This window comes from Algoriphagus zhangzhouensis (assembly GCF_900148515.1).
Classification (GTDB): Bacteria; Bacteroidota; Bacteroidia; order Cytophagales; family Cyclobacteriaceae; genus Algoriphagus; species Algoriphagus zhangzhouensis.
Window position 1 is genome coordinate 275,460 of sequence record NZ_FRXN01000001.1, and the last position, 17,571, is coordinate 293,030.

Annotated in this window: 14 protein-coding genes; 9 read left to right on the forward strand and 5 right to left on the reverse strand. The window is 39.5% G+C overall.

All coding sequences use genetic code 11. From position 1 onward, the window contains the following. The first annotated feature begins 58 nt into the window (after window positions 1–58). The 4 genes from BUF13_RS01145 to BUF13_RS01160 all read left to right on the forward strand — a co-directional run bounded on the left by BUF13_RS01145 (window position 59) and on the right by BUF13_RS01160 (window position 3,916). Window positions 59–1,213 (forward strand): LysM peptidoglycan-binding domain-containing protein, encoded by a 1,155-nt coding sequence (locus BUF13_RS01145; protein WP_073569917.1) that lies wholly within the window; start codon window positions 59–61, stop codon window positions 1,211–1,213. A 140-nt stretch (window positions 1,214–1,353) separates the two neighbouring features. Next, complete coding sequence (locus BUF13_RS01150) at window positions 1,354–1,956, forward strand: DUF6992 family protein (protein WP_073569918.1); 603 nt, start codon at window positions 1,354–1,356, stop codon at window positions 1,954–1,956. Between the two features lie 638 nt (window positions 1,957–2,594). Further along, window positions 2,595–3,149 (forward strand): hypothetical protein, encoded by a 555-nt coding sequence (locus tag BUF13_RS01155; RefSeq protein ID WP_073569919.1) that lies wholly within the window; start codon window positions 2,595–2,597, stop codon window positions 3,147–3,149. Continuing rightward, the gene (locus tag BUF13_RS01160) at window positions 3,149–3,916 is read left to right on the forward strand and encodes a TIGR02757 family protein (protein WP_073570796.1); all 768 of its coding nucleotides are present in this window, start codon (window positions 3,149–3,151) and stop codon (window positions 3,914–3,916) included. The genes BUF13_RS01155 and BUF13_RS01160 overlap by 1 nt, the downstream gene beginning before the upstream one ends. Here BUF13_RS01160 and BUF13_RS01165 read toward each other — a convergent pair. The 4 genes from BUF13_RS01165 to aceK form a co-directional block, all read right to left on the reverse strand. Continuing rightward, a complete protein-coding gene (locus tag BUF13_RS01165) occupies window positions 3,913–5,130 on the reverse strand; it encodes an ATP-grasp domain-containing protein (RefSeq protein ID WP_073569920.1) in 1,218 nt (405 codons plus the stop codon). The genes BUF13_RS01160 and BUF13_RS01165 overlap by 4 nt on opposite strands. Window positions 5,131–5,134: 4 nt before the next feature. Further along, complete coding sequence (locus BUF13_RS01170) at window positions 5,135–6,556, reverse strand: leucyl aminopeptidase family protein (protein ID WP_073569921.1); 1,422 nt, start codon at window positions 6,554–6,556, stop codon at window positions 5,135–5,137. Between the two features lie 2 nt (window positions 6,557–6,558). Beyond that, complete coding sequence (locus BUF13_RS01175; protein ID WP_243839676.1) at window positions 6,559–7,662, reverse strand: alpha/beta hydrolase; 1,104 nt, start codon at window positions 7,660–7,662, stop codon at window positions 6,559–6,561. Between the two features lie 79 nt (window positions 7,663–7,741). After that, a complete protein-coding gene (gene aceK, locus BUF13_RS01180) occupies window positions 7,742–9,466 on the reverse strand; it encodes a bifunctional isocitrate dehydrogenase kinase/phosphatase (RefSeq protein WP_073569923.1) in 1,725 nt (574 codons plus the stop codon). 407 nt (window positions 9,467–9,873) lie between these two features. On the opposite strand from aceK, the gene BUF13_RS01185 reads away from it, so the two are divergent. From BUF13_RS01185 to BUF13_RS01200, 4 genes are read left to right on the forward strand one after another with little or no spacing between them, the layout of a single operon-like run. Continuing rightward, window positions 9,874–10,539 carry a hypothetical protein gene (locus BUF13_RS01185; protein ID WP_073569924.1) on the forward strand — a complete coding sequence of 222 codons (666 nt, stop codon included), beginning with the start codon at window positions 9,874–9,876 and terminating at the stop codon, window positions 10,537–10,539. Window position 10,540: 1 nt separating this feature from the next. Continuing rightward, window positions 10,541–11,176, forward strand: a complete 636-nt coding sequence (locus tag BUF13_RS01190) for an NUDIX hydrolase (protein ID WP_073569925.1) — start codon at window positions 10,541–10,543, stop codon at window positions 11,174–11,176. A 56-nt stretch (window positions 11,177–11,232) separates the two neighbouring features. Next, a complete protein-coding gene (locus tag BUF13_RS01195) occupies window positions 11,233–12,486 on the forward strand; it encodes a DUF819 family protein (protein ID WP_073569926.1) in 1,254 nt (417 codons plus the stop codon). After that, complete coding sequence (locus BUF13_RS01200; RefSeq protein WP_073569927.1) at window positions 12,486–12,746, forward strand: (2Fe-2S) ferredoxin domain-containing protein; 261 nt, start codon at window positions 12,486–12,488, stop codon at window positions 12,744–12,746. The genes BUF13_RS01195 and BUF13_RS01200 overlap by 1 nt, the downstream gene beginning before the upstream one ends. A 1-nt stretch (window position 12,747) precedes the next feature. Here BUF13_RS01200 and BUF13_RS01205 read toward each other — a convergent pair whose 3' ends face one another. Next, complete coding sequence (locus tag BUF13_RS01205) at window positions 12,748–13,068, reverse strand: YbjQ family protein (protein ID WP_073569928.1); 321 nt, start codon at window positions 13,066–13,068, stop codon at window positions 12,748–12,750. A gap of 206 nt (window positions 13,069–13,274) precedes the next feature. On the opposite strand from BUF13_RS01205, the gene BUF13_RS01210 reads away from it, so the two are divergent. Beyond that, window positions 13,275–17,564: a PAS domain S-box protein gene (locus tag BUF13_RS01210; RefSeq protein WP_073569929.1), complete on the forward strand. Its 4,290-nt coding sequence runs from the start codon at window positions 13,275–13,277 to the stop codon at window positions 17,562–17,564. The last annotated feature ends 7 nt before the right edge of the window (window positions 17,565–17,571 follow it).

Consider the following 17,571-nt stretch of genomic DNA (forward strand, 5'->3'; position numbering starts at 1 on the left):
TTATTGATAAAACTAAGGGAGAATTGATTCTTCGAACGCACCTAATTAAGCTATTACTATGATTTTCAATAAGAGAACGTTCTATTTTGTTCCAGCGTTTTTGATTTCTGTTTCCAGTTTCGCCATCACTGAGATGGATTCTGTGGGAGTTGAGAAAGTAGGAGACAAAACTTTTATTTTACATAATGTGGATGCCAAGGAAACCCTGTTTGGGATTTCCAGAAGGTATCAAACCCCGGTAGGAGAGATTGTGGAAGCCAATGCGGCTTTGAAATCAGGGTTGAAAGTTGGGCAGCAGATCCGTGTGCCTTATGTAACCAAAGCCGAAGTGCCTTCTGGTTCTACTTTGCATAAAGTATCTCCTGGAGAGACCTTATTTGCGATTTCCAAAAAATACAATGTATCGGTTTCCGAAATCATGAGTTGGAATGGTTTGAAAGGAAACGATCTAAGTGTAGGGCAGGCCTTGGTAATTCAGGCTCCTCAAACAGTGACCCAGCCTACTGTTGCCGAAACCAAAGTTTCTGAACCAGCACCTACACCTGTAGAGCCTAAAAAAGAGGTGGTTGAAAAAACTATTGCTGTGGTAGAAACTCCAAAGTCGACGCCAAGTCCAGTAAAAGAAGAAAAGGTTCAACCGAAAGCTGAAACAAAAACGGCTACTCCTGCACAGCCAACTGGTGAGCCTATCGTACCGGGTGACTGGATTTCTCATGAAGTTAAAACAGGCCAGACATTATTCTCAATTTCAGGACAATACAATGCCAAGGTAGAGGATATAATCAATTGGAATGGATTGACTTCCAATAACCTACGTGTCGGACAAGTTTTGAAAGTGGGTAGAGCAGAACCAGGACCTTCTCAGGTGCCTATCGTTGGTGAGCCTAGAGTAGTGACTCAAGCGGAAGATATGCATGTTGTTCCAGATGGAGCTAGCTCTGGAGGTTTTAAAAATATCAAAGAAGTAGGCCAAGCTGAGCTGATTGAGGGTACAGGTGGACATAAAAAGTATCTGGTCTTGCATAGAACAGCACCTGTTGGTACCATCATGAGAGTGAAAAACGAAGAAAATGACGCAACAATTTTCGCCCGTGTAGTAGGGACTCTTCCAGAAACAGGCGATAATTCGAAATTGGTTATTAAACTTTCTCAAGCAGCATTTGATCAGCTAAAAGCTGTGAATGGTCGCTTCCCGGTAGAAGTGATGTATTGATTCAGACCATGATATCAAGAGAATTGAGAATGGAGATTTAGAGATTTCCATAAGCAATAAAACCATTAGAAAGCCCTGAAGGAATTCAGGGCTTTCTTTTTTTTATATAAACTATTTCATTTCCAGCAAGTTTATCTCTCATGAATTCATCCTCTCTATTTAAGGTTTTGTGCTTAATATTCTTCGTGTTTTTGGCTTTTGGAAGCTTTTCTCAACAAATACCTGCACTGGAATCTTTCAATGAAACCCGGCTCAATTACAACCAAAAAGGAATGTTGATTTTAGGAACATGGGCTGTTGGGAATATGGTCTGGGGAGGAGTAGGAGCAAGCCGAACCTACGGGGAAACCAAGGCCTTTCATCAAATGAATCTGTATTGGAATTCAGTGAATTTGCTCATTGCCGGCTTGGGCTATTGGCTGGCCAGCAAAGAAGTACCATCTTCTGATTTTTGGGCGACAATGGATGCCCAGCAGTCTATTGAGAAAATCCTTTTAGTGAATGCCGCATTGGATCTGGCCTATATGGGAGGCGGATTATATCTCAAAGAAAGAGGTTTGCGAAAATCCAATGATCGTTTGATTGGATTTGGAAAGTCCATTATCCTACAGGGAGCATTTTTGATGGTTTTCGATGGAATTATGTATGGGTTCCATCATTCCCATGCCAGGCAACTTCCTGAAATATCGCAGCATATTTCATTGGGTCCCCAAAGTTTTTCATTTACAATTCCTTTAAAGTAAAGTGCCAAAACTTCGAAATTCAGCATTCGATGTTCGACGTTCGATATTAAATCCACGGTTTGGATGATCTTGATGCCCGTATTTCGTCTTTCGTATTTCTAAAATCTTGGTCAAGTGGATCATTTGGTGCCGTATTTCGTCTTTCGTAATTCGAACTTCTTTTTAATCGTGACAATGTATTCCAACTGGTACCCAAACTTCGATATTCACCATTCGTCATTCGATGTTCGATATTATATCCTCGCTTCGCATAATCTTGATTCCCATTTTTCGTAATTCGTATTTCTTTCAAATCTCGGTTCGTTTAATCTTGAAGCTCGTATTTCGTCTTTCGTATTTCTAAAATCTTGGTCAAGTGGATCATTTGGTGCCGTATTTCGTCTTTCGTAATTCGAACTTTTTTCTAATCGTGACAATGTATTCCAACTGTTACCCAAATTTCTATATTCAACATTCTTCATTCGATGTTCGATATTAAATCCACGGTTGGCTTAATCTTGATGCCCGTATTTCATCAATTGATATTTAATGTTTTTCACACAGAGTATATTGGCCTCGACGGAAAGCAATAACGCTCAGTTTGACATTAGTTTGCCTTTCTTCCACTTCCAAGGTACCTTTGCAGGGAAATTCAGGTAATGAACAAGGTCCAACTATTCTTTCATCACATTTTCCGCTTTATCTGGAATGCCATATTTGTCATTTCCTATCCGATATTGGCGAGTTTTGGTTTGATTTTTATCGGCTTGACCTGGCTGTTTTCCAAATTATCACAATTGCTGACCCGATTAAGGCCGGAAGGATCCAAAGTAGTGATCAAAGAAAGTGATTGGGAGCCCCTTCCATATTCCAATGATTTACTGGAAGCAAAATTGGTTAAACAAATCATGTTCGGTCCCTCGGGTTTCGTATTGAGAAGAATTGATGGAGTTCCAACAGTTTTGTCTGATCATGTTTTTGGAAACAAAGTCAGAGTGATTGAAGAGGGCTTTATTTTGGAAAAATGGAACAGTACCGAATCCAAAGATTTGCCTGACTTTGATATTTGCCTTTACAACCCTGATGAGGACTCTTTAAGACCTCTGACCAATATCAAATGTTTTGATTGGCATGTGTCGGATAAGGTTGAAAATGAACTTTCCTTCAAATGGTTTGATGGAACTCAAGGGGGAGAAGTGAAAGTTGCTCTTTGATGATGGATCTGAAAGATTTTCTGGACGAAAAAGTAGAGCAATACAATCAGCCGGGATTTATTCCCAATGATCCTATTTCCATTCCACACCGCTATTCCAAGAAGCAGGACATAGAGATAACCGGTTTTTTTGCATCCATCTTGGCCTGGGGTCAGAGAAAGACCATCATCAATAAGTGCATCGAGCTTTTCGAGAGAATGGATAATGCTCCCCATGACTTTTTGATGAATCAACAGGAGTCTGATTTACAGACTTTTTTAAGCTTCAAACACCGTACTTTCAATGATATAGATACCCTCTATTTTATTCATTTTCTTTCTTGGTTTTACCAAAATCATGACTCTTTAGAGGAAGCCTTTTTAATAGAAAAAAAGTCGGGAGATGCTCCAATGGAAAAATTGCTGATCAGCTTTCATGAGTTCTTTTTTTCCTTGCCAGATGCACCTCAAAGAACCCGAAAACATATTGCCACTCCAGCAAGAAAGGCCGCCTGTAAGCGTATCAATATGTTCTTGCGATGGATGGTAAGGAAGGATGACAAAGGAGTGGATTTTGGGATTTGGAACAAGATTCAACCGTCCCAGTTAATCTGTCCCTGTGACCTGCATGTGGATCGGGTAGGAAGAAAGTTGGGATTGATCACCAGAAAGCAGACCGATTGGCTAACCGCGTTAGAACTAACAGACAGACTAATTGAATTTGATCCCCTTGATCCAGTCAAATACGATTTTGCCCTTTTTGGATTGGGGATAGAGGAGAAGTTTTAATGAAATTTCTTCACTTCAGGAGCAGCAGCTGATGTGGACAGTTCAGAGGCAAAGCGTGCTGCATAATTATCCAATAGTTCCATGACACGCTCTTGTTTTTTGCTTTTGACAATCAAGCCTGCATGGTATTCCAAAAGAACTCGAAAGCAGACCTCTGCATCATCAAAGGAACTCAGGTCAGGATACTCGTATTTAGACAAAGTCAGGATGATTCCCGCATAGTTCTTAGCAACTTTTGGTAATTCATAAGTCGTTTCCTTTGCCAAAGAATCCTCGATTTTAGCCCACTCAGCCCATAAATTGATATCGGTGGCCGCTTCGACCATTTCGGCCAAATGTGCTCCACCAACCCGAGAGGAGGTTTCTAAAAAGTAGATTTCTCCATCTTCATGGCATTTGATAAACTCGGTATGTGTAGCTCCGGATTGCATCCCAAAAGCCTTCATGATGGCCAAATTTGCCTTTTTGATTGCTTTGTCATCTGCAGAACCATAAGGCAGATTGGCAGAACGGAAGATTCCACCGCCTTGGGAGATTTCCATCGGAGTGGTCAGGTATTTTGAAACAGTCAAAAACAAACTTTTGCCATAAAGCAATAGCCCATCAGCATGATATACATCACCTGGCTTGAATTGCTCCACTAAATAATAGAGACGATTGTCTCCCAATTCATTGATGTGCTTCCAGAGTTCTCCTTTGTTGTAAACTTTGATGATCCCATGAGCAGATGCCTCAGAACGTGGTTTCAGTACCCATGGAGCAGGAATATGATCTGCAAATTGATTGATGTCCTCATTGTTGAAAAGAGGAGAGAAGGCAGGAACCTTGATTCCGGAATCCTGGGCTTTGATTCGCATAGCTAGTTTATCCCTGAAATACCTTCCCGTGGTTTGGCCCATTCCCGGAATTCTCAAATTCTCCCTTAAGAAGGTGGCTTTTTCCACATCGTAGTCATCCAAAGAAATGATGGAGTCAATTTTATTGTCTTTCATCAATCCGCCTACACCCTGAAGCAAGACTTGCAAATCCCAATCAAGATCCTGACCAGGCATATAGAATACCTCATCAATGGAATCAAATGCCCAAGGTTTGTCTTTCAGGTTTTCAGAAGTCACCAAAAAGACTCTGTTTCCTTGTTTTTTGAGAGAAGTTAAAAATGCATTTCCCTTGAAAAAATTGGAAATACACAAAAAAGTTTTGCCAGAATGCCCCATAAAACTAAAGTTGATTTTCGATGAATTTAAGTAATAATCCCACACCAAATGCGGTTCCAGCTTTGGTTTTTGCAAATTCAGTATCGGCATAGGCCACACCGGCGATATCCAAATGTGCCCAAGAAGGGTGGTCATGGGTAAAGGCCTGTAAAAATTTGGCCGCTGTAATGGCTCCAGCCAATGGTTTTCCATGGTAATTTCGGATGTCTGCTACCTCAGAATCCATCTCTTTTCCATAAGATCCCCAAAGTGGTAAAGGCCAAGATTTTTCTCCCATGGCCATTCCGGCATCTTGTATTGATTTCTGAAAGGCCTCATTATTGGAGAATAAGGCCGCACATTCATAGCCGAAAGTTCCCACAGCACTTCCTGTCAGGGTAGCAAAATCAATCACCTGACCTGGTTGATATGTTTCTATCAAATAGGAAAGTCCATCTGCCAAAATCAATCTGCCTTCGGCATCTGTATCGACCACTTCAATGGATAGACCGGCATGGGAACCGATGATTTCAGAAGGTAGAAAAGCATCTTTATCAACAGCATTCTCCACAGCGGGAACAATCGTAGTCAAATTGATGGGAATCTGTAGGTCAGTGATCAGTTTGGTGGCTCCCAAAACTGTGGCTGCTCCTCCCATATCGGACTTCATGTAATGCATGCCTTGCGTTTTGATATTGAGTCCACCTGTATCAAAAGTGACTCCTTTGCCGACCAATCCCAGATGTTTGGAAGCTTGGGCGTTTCTATATTCAATAACGATGAATTGGGGTGGTTTAGCAGAACCACGACCTACTGCCAAAAAGGACTTCAGACCCAATTTTTGAGCTTTTTTAGCATCAAAAACCTGCACTGTCACACCTGAATTCTTCTCTAAATTCTTTGCCCAATCAGCTAGGTATTCAGGAATGATTTTGTTGGGAGGCAAGTCGACCAATTCAAAGGCCTCAATTTTTGCAGCAGCGATCTTTTGAGCCCTTTCCAAAATGGATTCGATGGAATTGTCCTCTGAATTAATGCTGAGATTAAGCTCATTGAAGGTCTTTTTTCTATCCTTTTTGTAATGATCCAAATGGTAATTACCCAAGAAAAATCCCACCAATGCGGCTTCCAAAAGCTCCTTTGTTAGAGTTTGACCTAGGTTCAAAATCAGTTGATCCGAGATAATTTGACCATTTTTGGAAAGGATTTTTCGAAAACTCGTTTCTACGGATTTGTAGTCAGGCTTTTCTCCCAATCCTACTAGTAAAAAGAGTTGACCAGCTGACTCCAATGTGTAGAATGAGTCCTTTTTCCCTGAAAAGAGAGAAGAGTTGACTGAAGTGATTTCACCTTTAGAATTGGTGAATTGAATACTTGGAGCTTCTAAAAATGGAAGTACGTGCACTGAATCGGCTGGTACTTGATTGGGATTGATTTGAATATTCATATTTATTCTGATTTATCACTGAAAAAAAGCCATTCTATTGCTTTGGGGAACTCATCGCTCCAATAGCTTTCATTGTGTTTTCCTTGTTCGTTGATGGAAAGTCGGACCTTCATTTTTCCCTGAAGGCTTTCTCTCTTTAGTAATCTCTTTCGGAATTTGGTCACATGCTTGACCATAGTTTCGCTTTCATCTCCTCCGGCATAGAGATATAATCTGGTTTCTTGAGGATCAAAGAAGTCCAAAAAGCCCAGTTTGATTTTGGGAATCACCCAAAGAGAAGGGGAGAAGACCATCAATTTGCCAAAAACTTCCGGGTAGATCAAGCCTGCAAAAATACTGACGAGTCCTCCCATAGAACTTCCTCCGATTCCTGTGAATTCTCTTTCGGGTTTCGTCCTGAATTTTTGATCTACAAAAGGTTTAAGTGTGTCGGTTATAAAACGGATGTATTGTTTTCCTTCTCCTTTTCCAAGAACCGTCCTTCCAACATTGTATTCCTGAAGCCTTTCAGTTTCGCCATGTTCGATGGCTATGATGATTATTTTTCCGATCCCATAGTCAGACATGACCGCAAGTTTCTTGTCAATCTGCCAGTTTCCATAATCTGCATTTTCATTGAAAAGATTTTGGGCATCCTGAAGATAAAGCACTGGATATTTCTCCGTACTTGTATCGTAGTCATGTGGAAGCAATGCCCATACTTTGCGGGTCTTATTGAGTTGAGGGATTTCGAATTCCTCGGAGATCAAATGGATCTGGGGAAGCTGACTGGGTCTATAGGGAAGCCAGTTTTTTCTCCATTTGGCCACTTTTTCAGTTCGAGAATCTTTGCTATCGTCCCAAATACGGTTGGGAGTACGATTTCCATAGCGATCAATTTCCACTTCAGACCAGTCGCCTTTGGTGAATTTGTAGGTCAGTTTTCCCTTGAATTTTTCCTGATCTGGAAATTCAAACTCATACTTTCCAGTTTCGATTTTATCCATTTTGAAACGGAAATCCTGGGTAGCCCAATCGTTGAAATCCCCTGAAATATAGACAGGGCGATCATCGTCTTCGGTGGTTTTGAGGATAAGTTTTCGGGTGGAAATGGCAGTCTCTTTCAAAGGGTAATAAGGTGATATGTGGGGTCAAGAAAGACTTTTAGGATTTGCAAAAATACTGCTTCTGAGCGAATTGGGAAACTTAAACTTTCTCCTCAGGGCGAAAACGGATTTCATTTGGATAAGGAAATGCATGGATAAACTCGCCTTTCAGGATTTTTTCCTGGATTTTTTGCCAATATTCTGGATCAAATAGGTTTTTGTTGTATTCCAGAAAATGTTGCTTCAAATCAGCTCTTCCAATCATCCAGCGTCTAAAATCCTCTGGAAAAACATCATTTTTTGCAATGTCATACCAAGGTTCAGAAGCATAGATTTGTTCGTAGGTTTCCGCTTTGGGTTTTGCTCTGAAATTCATATCTGTCAAAAACTCGATTTCATCGTAGTCATAGAAAATCACTCTTTTCTGGCGCGTCAACCCGAAATTTTTGGTCATCATATCCCCGGGAAAAATATTTGCCTGAGCTAATTGGAGAATAGCTCTTCCATAATCTTCAGTTACATTATTTCCTTCCTCAGTGCTACAATCATCCAAATAAATGTTGAGTGGGACCATTTTTCTCTCTGTATAAAGATGCTTAATGATCAATGAATCCCCTTCTATTCTTAATAGTGAGTTGGTGGTATTCCTCAACTCTTGCAATAATTCAGGACTTACCCTTTTTAGAGGAAGTTTGAAATATTCAAATTCATGGGTATCTGCCATTCGACCAACGCGATCATGCAGAGAGACAAGCTTGTATTTGTCTCTAACTTCCTGTCTGGTCATATTCTTGGGTGGCTCAAAGTGATCTTTGATTAGTTTGAAAACCACATTGAGAGATGGTAAGGTGAATACAGTCATCACCATTCCCTTGATCCCCGGAGCCACAATAAATTGATCTTGACTTTGCTCTAGTTGTAATAAGTAATCTCGGTAAAAAAGCGTTTTTCCGTGCTTATTAAACCCAATAGCATTATAGAGTTCATGCGTTTTTTTGTGCGGAATCACAGAACTTAGAAAAGAAACCACTTGCGAAGGAATGTCCGCTTCCACCATAAAGTATGAGCGAGTAAAGCTGAACATGCTACTCATCATATTTGGATCGAAAATGAGTGTGTCCACAAAAATTCCTCTAGGCCCATGGAGAATTGGTATGATAAAAGGCATCCATTTATGCCCTACGTAGGTTCTCCCAATCAGGTAGGCTGCTTTATTTCTATAGAAAACTGATTTCAGGATTTGTGTCGTAGTATCCGGGCTAGGTCTATACCGAGTTAGGATGACTTTTCTAACACTATTTACCAAAAACTGGATATCTGCTTCTTTATCCATAAATGGAGCCCCAAAGTCATAATCATCCAGCATTTTCCTCAGAATAGGTTCCAAACCCAAAGAGGATGGGTAGATGTTGATCAAATCTTCAAGTGCATAGACTTCACACGTATTGTGGCCTTCCATGAGGTACATTAGCTCTTCATCTGCAGCTAATCCAGTATAGACTTTTCTTATTACCGAGTTGAAAAAAGTTTCAGCCAATTCAATGTCTTGTCGAGATTGAATTAGATGATTGTAATGATTCCTGATTTCTTTCCAGATTCCTCTATTGGTATTTTCATCTCCCAAAACTTCTTTGAGTTCATCTATCAAAGGAAAGAGCAAGTCCTTGTAAAGTCTCAGCCTTTGTCTATGATTCAGCTGGGTTGCGGTCCAATTTCTTTCTCGAAAATATCGCGGAGCAAGCCTAGTATAAGTTTTAAATGAAACTACATAGCTAAGGAATCCTTGGAAAATTCTTTCTGCAAAAGAATGAGTTGAATGAGGCATTCTGAAAATTAGTAAAAAGATCCTTTTTCAAACGCTAGTTTGGTAGGAATTACTAAAATAATAGGAAGGTGATTTTTCAAGAATGGGGAAGAAAACGTTGGATAGTTTTTGATCCAAATCAACTTAAAATCCTTCAAAAAAAAGTTTGAAAAAAAATATTCTAAAATAGTGTTGATTCTGAGCTATTTAAGAAGAAAATAATGTGGGAAAGAAAATTTTGAAAAAGTTTCGCAATCGATTGTTTGGTGTATATAAAAACATTTTCTACTTTTCGGCCGTATTCATGAATTGAATATCTACAATAGGTTTAATAGGTTTGAGAGCAGGAAAAGGTCGGAGTTATATTCCGGCCTTTTTTGTTTTTTTAGGGCTCTTGATTTAGCTTCATATTTTGCAACCTTAATTTCATGGGAAGATCCATTTCATATCTCTTTATTGGAGTTTTTATTTTGTTTGCCTTTGGATGCCAAAACTCAAGCGAAACAGAAGGAGAATCTGTTGAATCTGTAGTTGGAGAACAAGTGGATGATTTTGCTACCCGATTGGATTTAGCTTTGGCCTCAAAAAAGGATTGGTATGAGCATTGGGTTTCCAAAACTGGTAGGTTTACTGGAGTTGATTTCGAATTGATGTTTGCGGATTCCTTGGATGGTTTTGAAATGCCCGAGAAAAACCCGATTCTGGAAAATGACCCTTTGTTTCCCTATCAGATCAAACATCCCGGAGGAAATGGGACTGTAGATATCTATTCTTACAAGGTAGAGGAACAGGATGAAAACGGAAATCCTTACCTTAATCCCGATTCAGAGGTTGCGTGGTATAAGGCCGACGGAATGAAAGAAAGGTTGCTTTTCATGGGACCTTCTGGAATGTTTGAAGAAGGAATGTGGTTGAATGAAGACGAATTTCTGGTTTTGGGTTATTTTATGGAAGAGGAAGGCTATAGACCTATGGCCTGGCTAATCAACGTAAACAAGCAGATTTTGGAGCAGTTCAGAATGAAGCGAGTGACTAAAGACTACGAGAAAGAGTCCTACCTCAATCAAAAAATCAAAAAATTGGAATTGAGCTAAAATGGAGTTTGAGGAGGTAGTTCAACGATTAAAATATTCGATCAATCAACCCTTGCCGGGGAAAGAAGCTCAGATGAGAATGTCTCCTAGGCCTGTGAATTTGAGTCGATTTGACCCCAAACTTCCTCCAAATCACCGAAAAGGAGCAGTATTGATTCTAATCTATCCTCAAAATGGTCAGGCTTTTTTTCCATTGATCAAAAGACCGGAATATCCAGGAGTTCATAGTGGTCAGATCGCCTTCCCAGGAGGGAAAATGGAAGAGGATGATGAAAGTTTGACCTATACGGCATTAAGAGAAGCCCAAGAAGAAGTGTCTATCGATCCTTCTAAAGTGGAAATCCTCGGGAAAATCACGGATTTATTTGTTCCAGCTAGTAATTTTTTGGTAAGTCCCATTGTCGGAATTTCAAATGAAATCCCAGATTTTGTCCCAGAAATAAGGGAAGTTCAGCGAATCATCCCTACACAAGTTTCTCAATTGATATCTCCTGAAATCAATAAAACCACAATTCTGGAAATCAATGATCAGATCAAATTGGACACTCCTTATTTTGAAATAGATCAGGAAATGGTGTGGGGAGCTACTGCTATGATTTTGGGAGAATTCATTCAGTTATTGGAAAAGGGGAAATAATCTCTTTGGGCTTCTTAGCTTTTGTTGGTAATGTTGCAATTGAGTAAATACAGACTATGGAAGAACACGGCCCTTTAATTACCAACGATGCAGTGGTATTTGGATTATTGATGACGATTTTGGCATTGATTTTTTATACCTCGGCTAGCAAAAACACCTTTTTTCAGAAATTCTATAGGGTAGTTCCAAGCGTTCTTCTTTGTTATTTTATTCCAGCATTATTCAATTCTTTTGGGATCATCTCAGGGGAAGATTCCAACTTGTATTTTGTTTCTTCTCGTTATCTGTTACCAGCGTCCTTAGTGCTTTTTACAATCAGTATTGATTTAAAGGCTATTTTGAAATTGGGTCCCAAAGCTTTGACTATGTTCCTAGCAGGTACTTTGGGAATTATGGTAGGAGGCCCATTGGCTTTGATGACAGTTGGATTTATTCAGCCGGATTTATTGGGAGCCACAGGGCCTGATGCAATCTGGAGAGGATTGGCAACTATTGCTGGTTCTTGGATTGGTGGAGGAGCCAATCAGACTGCCATGTTGGAAGTTTTTGGGGCAAGTTCTGACCTGTTTGCGCAAATGATTGCCGTAGATGTTTTAGTGGCAAACTTATGGATGGCATTTTTGCTTTATTGGGCTGCCAAACCTGAAAAAATAGACAAGGCTTTCAAAGCTGATACCACTGCTATTTATGAGTTAAGAGATAAAATCGCCGATTTCAGAGATAAAATCATGAAGATTCCGACTCTTTCAGATACTATGACAATCATGGGGATTGGGTTTGGAATCACGGGTATTTCTCACTTGATCGCAGATTTTGTGGCACCTTTTATCTCTGAAAATTATCCAGCACTAAAGCAATACTCTCTGGACTCTTCATTTTTCTGGATCGTAGTGATTGCTACCACAGCTGGCTTGCTGCTTTCTTTTACCAAAGTAAGAAATTTGGAAGGGGCTGGCGCCTCCCGATTTGGTTCCGTATTTTTATATGTATTGGTAGCTACTATCGGGATGCAAATGGATTTAGGTGCAGTTTTGGACAATCCAATTTTGTTCCTGATCGGGATTCTATGGATGGTTTTCCATATCATCATCATGTTGATCGTTGCTTGGATTATTAAGGCTCCATTCTTCTATGTGGCCGTTGGATCCCAGGCGAATGTTGGAGGAGCTGCTTCTGCACCGATTGTGGCTTCGGCGTTTGATGCTTCTTTGGCTCCTGTTGGGGTTTTACTTGCTGTATTGGGATATGCAGTGGGAACTTATGGAGCTTATTTGTGTGGTTTAATGTTACAGGCAGTTTCAGGAGGATAATGAAACATAAGAGGGAGTTGGTATTTGTTTGTTCTGGCTCAGACTGTAAAAAGGCGGGCTCAAAGCAATTGAAAAAAGGCCTTAAAAAAGAATTATCTGATGGCCCTTGGAAGGGTTGTTGCAAATTGATTTCCACCAAATGCATGGATATGTGCAAATCTTCCCCTTTAGCAATTGTGGATAATCATTTTATCAAAAAGGCTGACCAATCCAAGGTAACTTTGGCCATTAAAAAAGCCCTGGATAAACAGGGCTCGTAAATTATAATTTGGAAGTTTTGACTGCAGTTCCTGCTGCGGTAACCATCAGCATTCCATCACGGATTGTTTCGTAGTCTAGGTCAATTCCTATAATTGCATTGGCTCCAAACGAACGCGCTTGCATTTCCATTTCTGCCAGAGCAGTGGCTTTTGCCTCTCTTAATACCTGCTCATATGCACCCGCTCTACCGCCTACGATATCGGTGATGCTAGCAAAGAAATCTTTGAAAACATTGGCACCGATGATGGTTTCCCCGGAGACAATTCCCAAATATTCTTCGATTTTGTGGCCTTCTAAATTGTTGGTGGTTGAAATAATCATTTGAAATAGGTTAAATTAAAACTATCAATTATCACGAAGGAATCGAATAGAGGTTGCTTTGATGTGATAAAAATATTTTCATTTAGATGATGAGTTGTCAGTGACCAACCTGATAAATCGATCACAAAAAAGATTACTGAGATTATATTCCTTTCTTTGCTTAGGAGAACTAAACTGAGTCCAAAAAAGAATTTGCTTTTCAACCGATGAGTGATTTTAATCAATTTGATATTTCCGATTTTTTCAATGAAGTCAAGGAGCCATTATTCTTGATGGACTCCGAGGAAATTATTTTTTGGAATGATTATGCAAAAGAAAATTACTCAGACCTTTCAGAGGACTGGAAAACTTGGTTTTCTAATCCTGAGCTGATCGAAATGCTCAATGAGTTTTTTGCTAATGGTGTTGTTCCTGATGTTTATTATTTCCACTCTTTGCAAAAGAAAAATGGGGAACAGGAGCGATATGAATGGGGTTTTGTTAACCTTCCTTCTTCTTATAGTTCCAAGTTTTTGATCGTAAAAGCCAATAAAATCAGGAATTCCAATGGTTTCAATTCTGATTTCTCCATCCTCAAAAGTGAAAGTGAGGCCAATCAACAGCTAGGATACATGCAAAGCATCATCCATCATAGTCATGATCTAATCGCTATTTTGGATGAAAAAGGAAACTATAAGTTCATATCTGAATCAGTGGGGGAAAAGCTCGGTTTTGAGGTGGATGACATTATCGGTAGGAACTTCAAAGAATTTCAGGAGGCCGGAATAATTGAACTTGTTAAAGGGGATTTTGATGACGTGTTGAAATCTGAAGATGAAGTTCCAATTGATTTTTGGATCCATAGTTCTAGGGGTGAGAATGTTTATCTTGAGAGCTATGCTAAAAACCTCCTAGATCATCCAGAAATACAAGGGATTCTTTTTTCAAGTCGAGACATAACCGATTTTATAGAAACAGATAAATCTCTTCAAAAGAGGTATGAAATAGAGAACCTGATTAATCAAATCTCATCTCGTTTTATCAATAGTCGACTTCAGAATTTAGAGGATAATTTTCAGGAGTTTCTACGTCGTTTTAGCATTTTTCTACAAGCAAAAAAATCCTCGATCTCTGTTTTTAATAGAGAAACTGAAGGGCTTGAGGTGCTCAATACCTGGAGCTTGGATAAGGGTGATATTTTCTCAGCTTTAGAGCTGGAGCAGATCATCTCTGGACGAAAGAGGCGATTAGAAGCTGGGATTGTCAAGTTGTTGGATCATGAGGAAAGTGAATTTCCTTCAAAAGTTCTACTGATTCCCATGGTTTCTGTTTCCAAACTTTTGGGTGTGATTTTCTTTGAAATCGAAGCTGAAAACTTCGAATTGATTGAAAAGGAGTTGCAGATATTTCGTCAAGTAGGAGATATTTTGGCCAGCGCATACATTGGGAATCTGATGACTCGAAAGATCGAAAGGAATGAGAACCTTTTGACTACTGCTGAGCACCTTTCCAAATCAGGCTCTTGGAGGTATAGTAATGCCAAGGACATCTTTTATGTTTCAGGTGGGTTGGCGAAACTTTTTGGTTTGGGAGATCAACCGGTGACAGCTGAGTTTTCCTCTTTGATTCTAAAAATTGAAAAGCCACATCGAGAAGAGTTTGTGAAAAAACTCAAGCAAAGTATTGCTAATCAATCCAAAGTGTCAGGGGAGTTTACCATTAAAAATAAGGAAGGGAAAACTACCTATATAGCCTATGAAATCGAAAGTAAACAGGACTATTTTAGTCAGGGGCTGGAGGTAAACGGATTTTGTACCGATATCAGTCATAAAAGAGCTGCTGAGGAATATTTGAGGCTTCAGTCGCAAATTTTGACGCAGGTAAATGACCCGATAATTGTAGCCAACCTGGAGTATGAGGTGATCTACTTAAATGCTTCAGCATTGCGATTTTGTGATGCTGAAAAAGGGAGCTGCCTTTCAAAAAATGTTGAAACTTTAATCGATTGGAATCTTCCTAGAAGGGCCAAATTCCAAACTGTCGCCGAAAAGCTTAAAGTAGGTGAGGTCTGGAAAAATGAAGTTTTTGTTCATGATTCCGATGGTAAGAAGATTCCATTTGAGGTGTCAATTCAGGGGATTCATGCTGATGGAGTAGATAAGATTGGCTATTCAATCATTTTTAGAGATCTGACTGATAAATATGAAAATGAAAGATTGGCAAGTAGGGCCAGGATGATTGTTGAGAATAGCCCTGCAGTCCTTTTTCAGGTAGATCCAAATGATGATTATAGGATATACTACATTTCAGAAAACATCAGCCAGTTTGGTTATGAGTCAAATGAGCTCATGAAGAATAAGGTTTCTTTCTTGGACCTCTTACATCCTGAAGATGCCGATGTGATTAGAGAGAAACAGACCAAATCCAGGAGAAAAAATGGAGTAGTAGCCTTTTCAGGAGAATTTAGAATTGTAACTCCAGATGGAGTCGTGGTTTGGGTGGAAGATAAGACGAGTGATGTAAAAAATGAATCAGGAGATATTGTCCTTCACCAAGGCTTGTTTCAGGATATTACTGATCGTAAAAACTTTGAAGCTTTCAAAGAGGAGAAAGAAAAGCAATACCGAGTTTTGGCCTCCAATATCCCTGGAACCAATGTTTTTCTAATTGATAAAGACAGAAAGTACATCGTCGCAGAAGGAACCAATTTCGAATATTGGGAAATGACTCCAGAAGATTTTGAAGGGAAGTACTTAAGTGATATCTCCTTGACAGATCAACAAGTAGTTTCCGAAATTCTGGACAAAGTCTACAATGATCTGGAAATTGTGGAGACAGAATTCTTTATAAAGGAAAGAAGATATCATCGGGTGATTCGACCGATTCTAGAATTTGGTAAAGTGGAATATGCCTTGAGTATCATTCGAGATATTACAGAGGAACATCAAGCCAAAGAGGATCTTAAAAACTCTGAGGAGAAGTTTAGAACGCTTGTAGAAAGCTCCACTGAGGTGATTTTCTCTTTGTCTGAATCATTTATTCTAGATTACCTCTCGCCAAATATCAATCAGTTTTTGGGGTATGAGGCTTCCGAGGTAATTGGGAAAAACATTTTTGAATTCATTAATCCAGATGATCTGGAAGTTTTTCAGGGAATTTTAGAGGAAAACACAGACTTTTTGGCCAAAAACCAATACCTAGAATTCCGACTGAGGCATAAGAATGGAGAATACCGAGTATTCAATACCAACGGACAGATGGTCTTGGATAAGGATGGCAAAACTAGAATGTATACCGGGATTGCAAGAGATATTTCCAAACTCAAGGAGGCCCAAAATGAATTGGTCAAAGCAAAAGAGCGCGCTGAACAAGCATCTTTGATTAAGTCTCAGTTTCTATCTGTGATGAGCCATGAAATTCGAACTCCGATGAACGCGGTGATTGGATTGGCTCATTTTCTCATGGAGGATAATCCTCGGGCTGATCAATTGGAGAATCTGAAAACTCTTCAATTCTCCGCTGAGAGTTTGATGGCTCTGATCAATGATATTTTGGATTATAATAAAATTGACTCTGGTAAAGTAGAGTTGGAAAAAATGCCTTTTGATCTCAAAAATCTGATCAGGAGGATCGTACATTCGCATAGTTTCCAGGCTAATGAAAAGTCTCTGGAGCTATTTATTGAGATTGATGAAACGATTCCAAAGGGTATTTTGGGAGATTCTGTAAGGATCGGTCAGATCGTGAATAACCTACTTTCCAACGCCATCAAGTTTACCGAAAAGGGCTTTGTGAAAATCAAACTTTCCAAAAAATCGAAACCTCAGGATGGTATTACTTCTATTCAATTTGGATTTGAGGATACAGGAATAGGTATACCTGATGAAAAGCTGGAAACCATCTTTGAAGCATTTACTCAGGCCTCATCCGAAACAACAAGGAAATATGGAGGGACTGGATTGGGCTTGGCGATTGTCAAGCGATTGATTGAGTTGCATGGAGGAGAAATTAAATACAAGGCCAACCCTTTAGGAGGAAGTATTTTTGAGTTTACATTGGAGTTTGAGGTTGAAAAAGAGCAAATAGATCAACTCCAAGAAAACGGAAAGCCTGCTCCAAAGTCTTTGAGTGGCGCCTCTGTATTAGTGGCAGAGGATAACATGGTCAATCAGATTTTGATCAAGAAATTTCTCAAAAAATGGGAAACCGGAAAGGTAGTAGTAGCTTCTGATGGACAAGAGACTTTAGAATGTTTTGAAAAAGAACATTTTGATTTGATTTTGTTGGATTTGCAAATGCCTATTTATGATGGGTTTACTGTTGCAAAGATGATCAGGGAGTTTCCTGATATTCATAAAAAGCGGGTTCCAATTTTGGCCTTGACTGCGTCATCTTTTCATGAAGTAAAAGAAAGTTTGATAGAGTCGGGTATAGATGGATATGTACCAAAACCATTTACTCCAGAGGTACTTTATTCCAAAATGGTGAAATTTCTAGGGCTAAAAGAAAAGACCTAAAGCATGT

Bases quoted from the DNA above. Each gene is read 5' to 3' on its own strand.
- BUF13_RS01145 (WP_073569917.1), top strand. From the start codon at position 59: ATGATTTTCAATAAGAGAACGTTCTATTTTGTTCCAGCGTTTTTGATT.
- BUF13_RS01150 (WP_073569918.1), top strand. From the start codon at position 1,354: ATGAATTCATCCTCTCTATTTAAGGTTTTGTGCTTAATATTCTTCGTG.
- BUF13_RS01155 (WP_073569919.1), top strand. From the start codon at position 2,595: ATGAACAAGGTCCAACTATTCTTTCATCACATTTTCCGCTTTATCTGG.
- BUF13_RS01160 (WP_073570796.1), top strand. From the start codon at position 3,149: ATGATGGATCTGAAAGATTTTCTGGACGAAAAAGTAGAGCAATACAAT.
- BUF13_RS01165 (WP_073569920.1), bottom strand. From the start codon at position 5,130: ATGGGGCATTCTGGCAAAACTTTTTTGTGTATTTCCAATTTTTTCAAG.
- BUF13_RS01170 (WP_073569921.1), bottom strand. From the start codon at position 6,556: ATGAATATTCAAATCAATCCCAATCAAGTACCAGCCGATTCAGTGCAC.
- aceK (WP_073569923.1), bottom strand. From the start codon at position 9,466: ATGCCTCATTCAACTCATTCTTTTGCAGAAAGAATTTTCCAAGGATTC.
- BUF13_RS01185 (WP_073569924.1), top strand. From the start codon at position 9,874: ATGGGAAGATCCATTTCATATCTCTTTATTGGAGTTTTTATTTTGTTT.
- BUF13_RS01190 (WP_073569925.1), top strand. From the start codon at position 10,541: ATGGAGTTTGAGGAGGTAGTTCAACGATTAAAATATTCGATCAATCAA.
- BUF13_RS01195 (WP_073569926.1), top strand. From the start codon at position 11,233: ATGGAAGAACACGGCCCTTTAATTACCAACGATGCAGTGGTATTTGGA.
- BUF13_RS01200 (WP_073569927.1), top strand. From the start codon at position 12,486: ATGAAACATAAGAGGGAGTTGGTATTTGTTTGTTCTGGCTCAGACTGT.
- BUF13_RS01205 (WP_073569928.1), bottom strand. From the start codon at position 13,068: ATGATTATTTCAACCACCAACAATTTAGAAGGCCACAAAATCGAAGAA.
- BUF13_RS01210 (WP_073569929.1), top strand. From the start codon at position 13,275: ATGAGTGATTTTAATCAATTTGATATTTCCGATTTTTTCAATGAAGTC.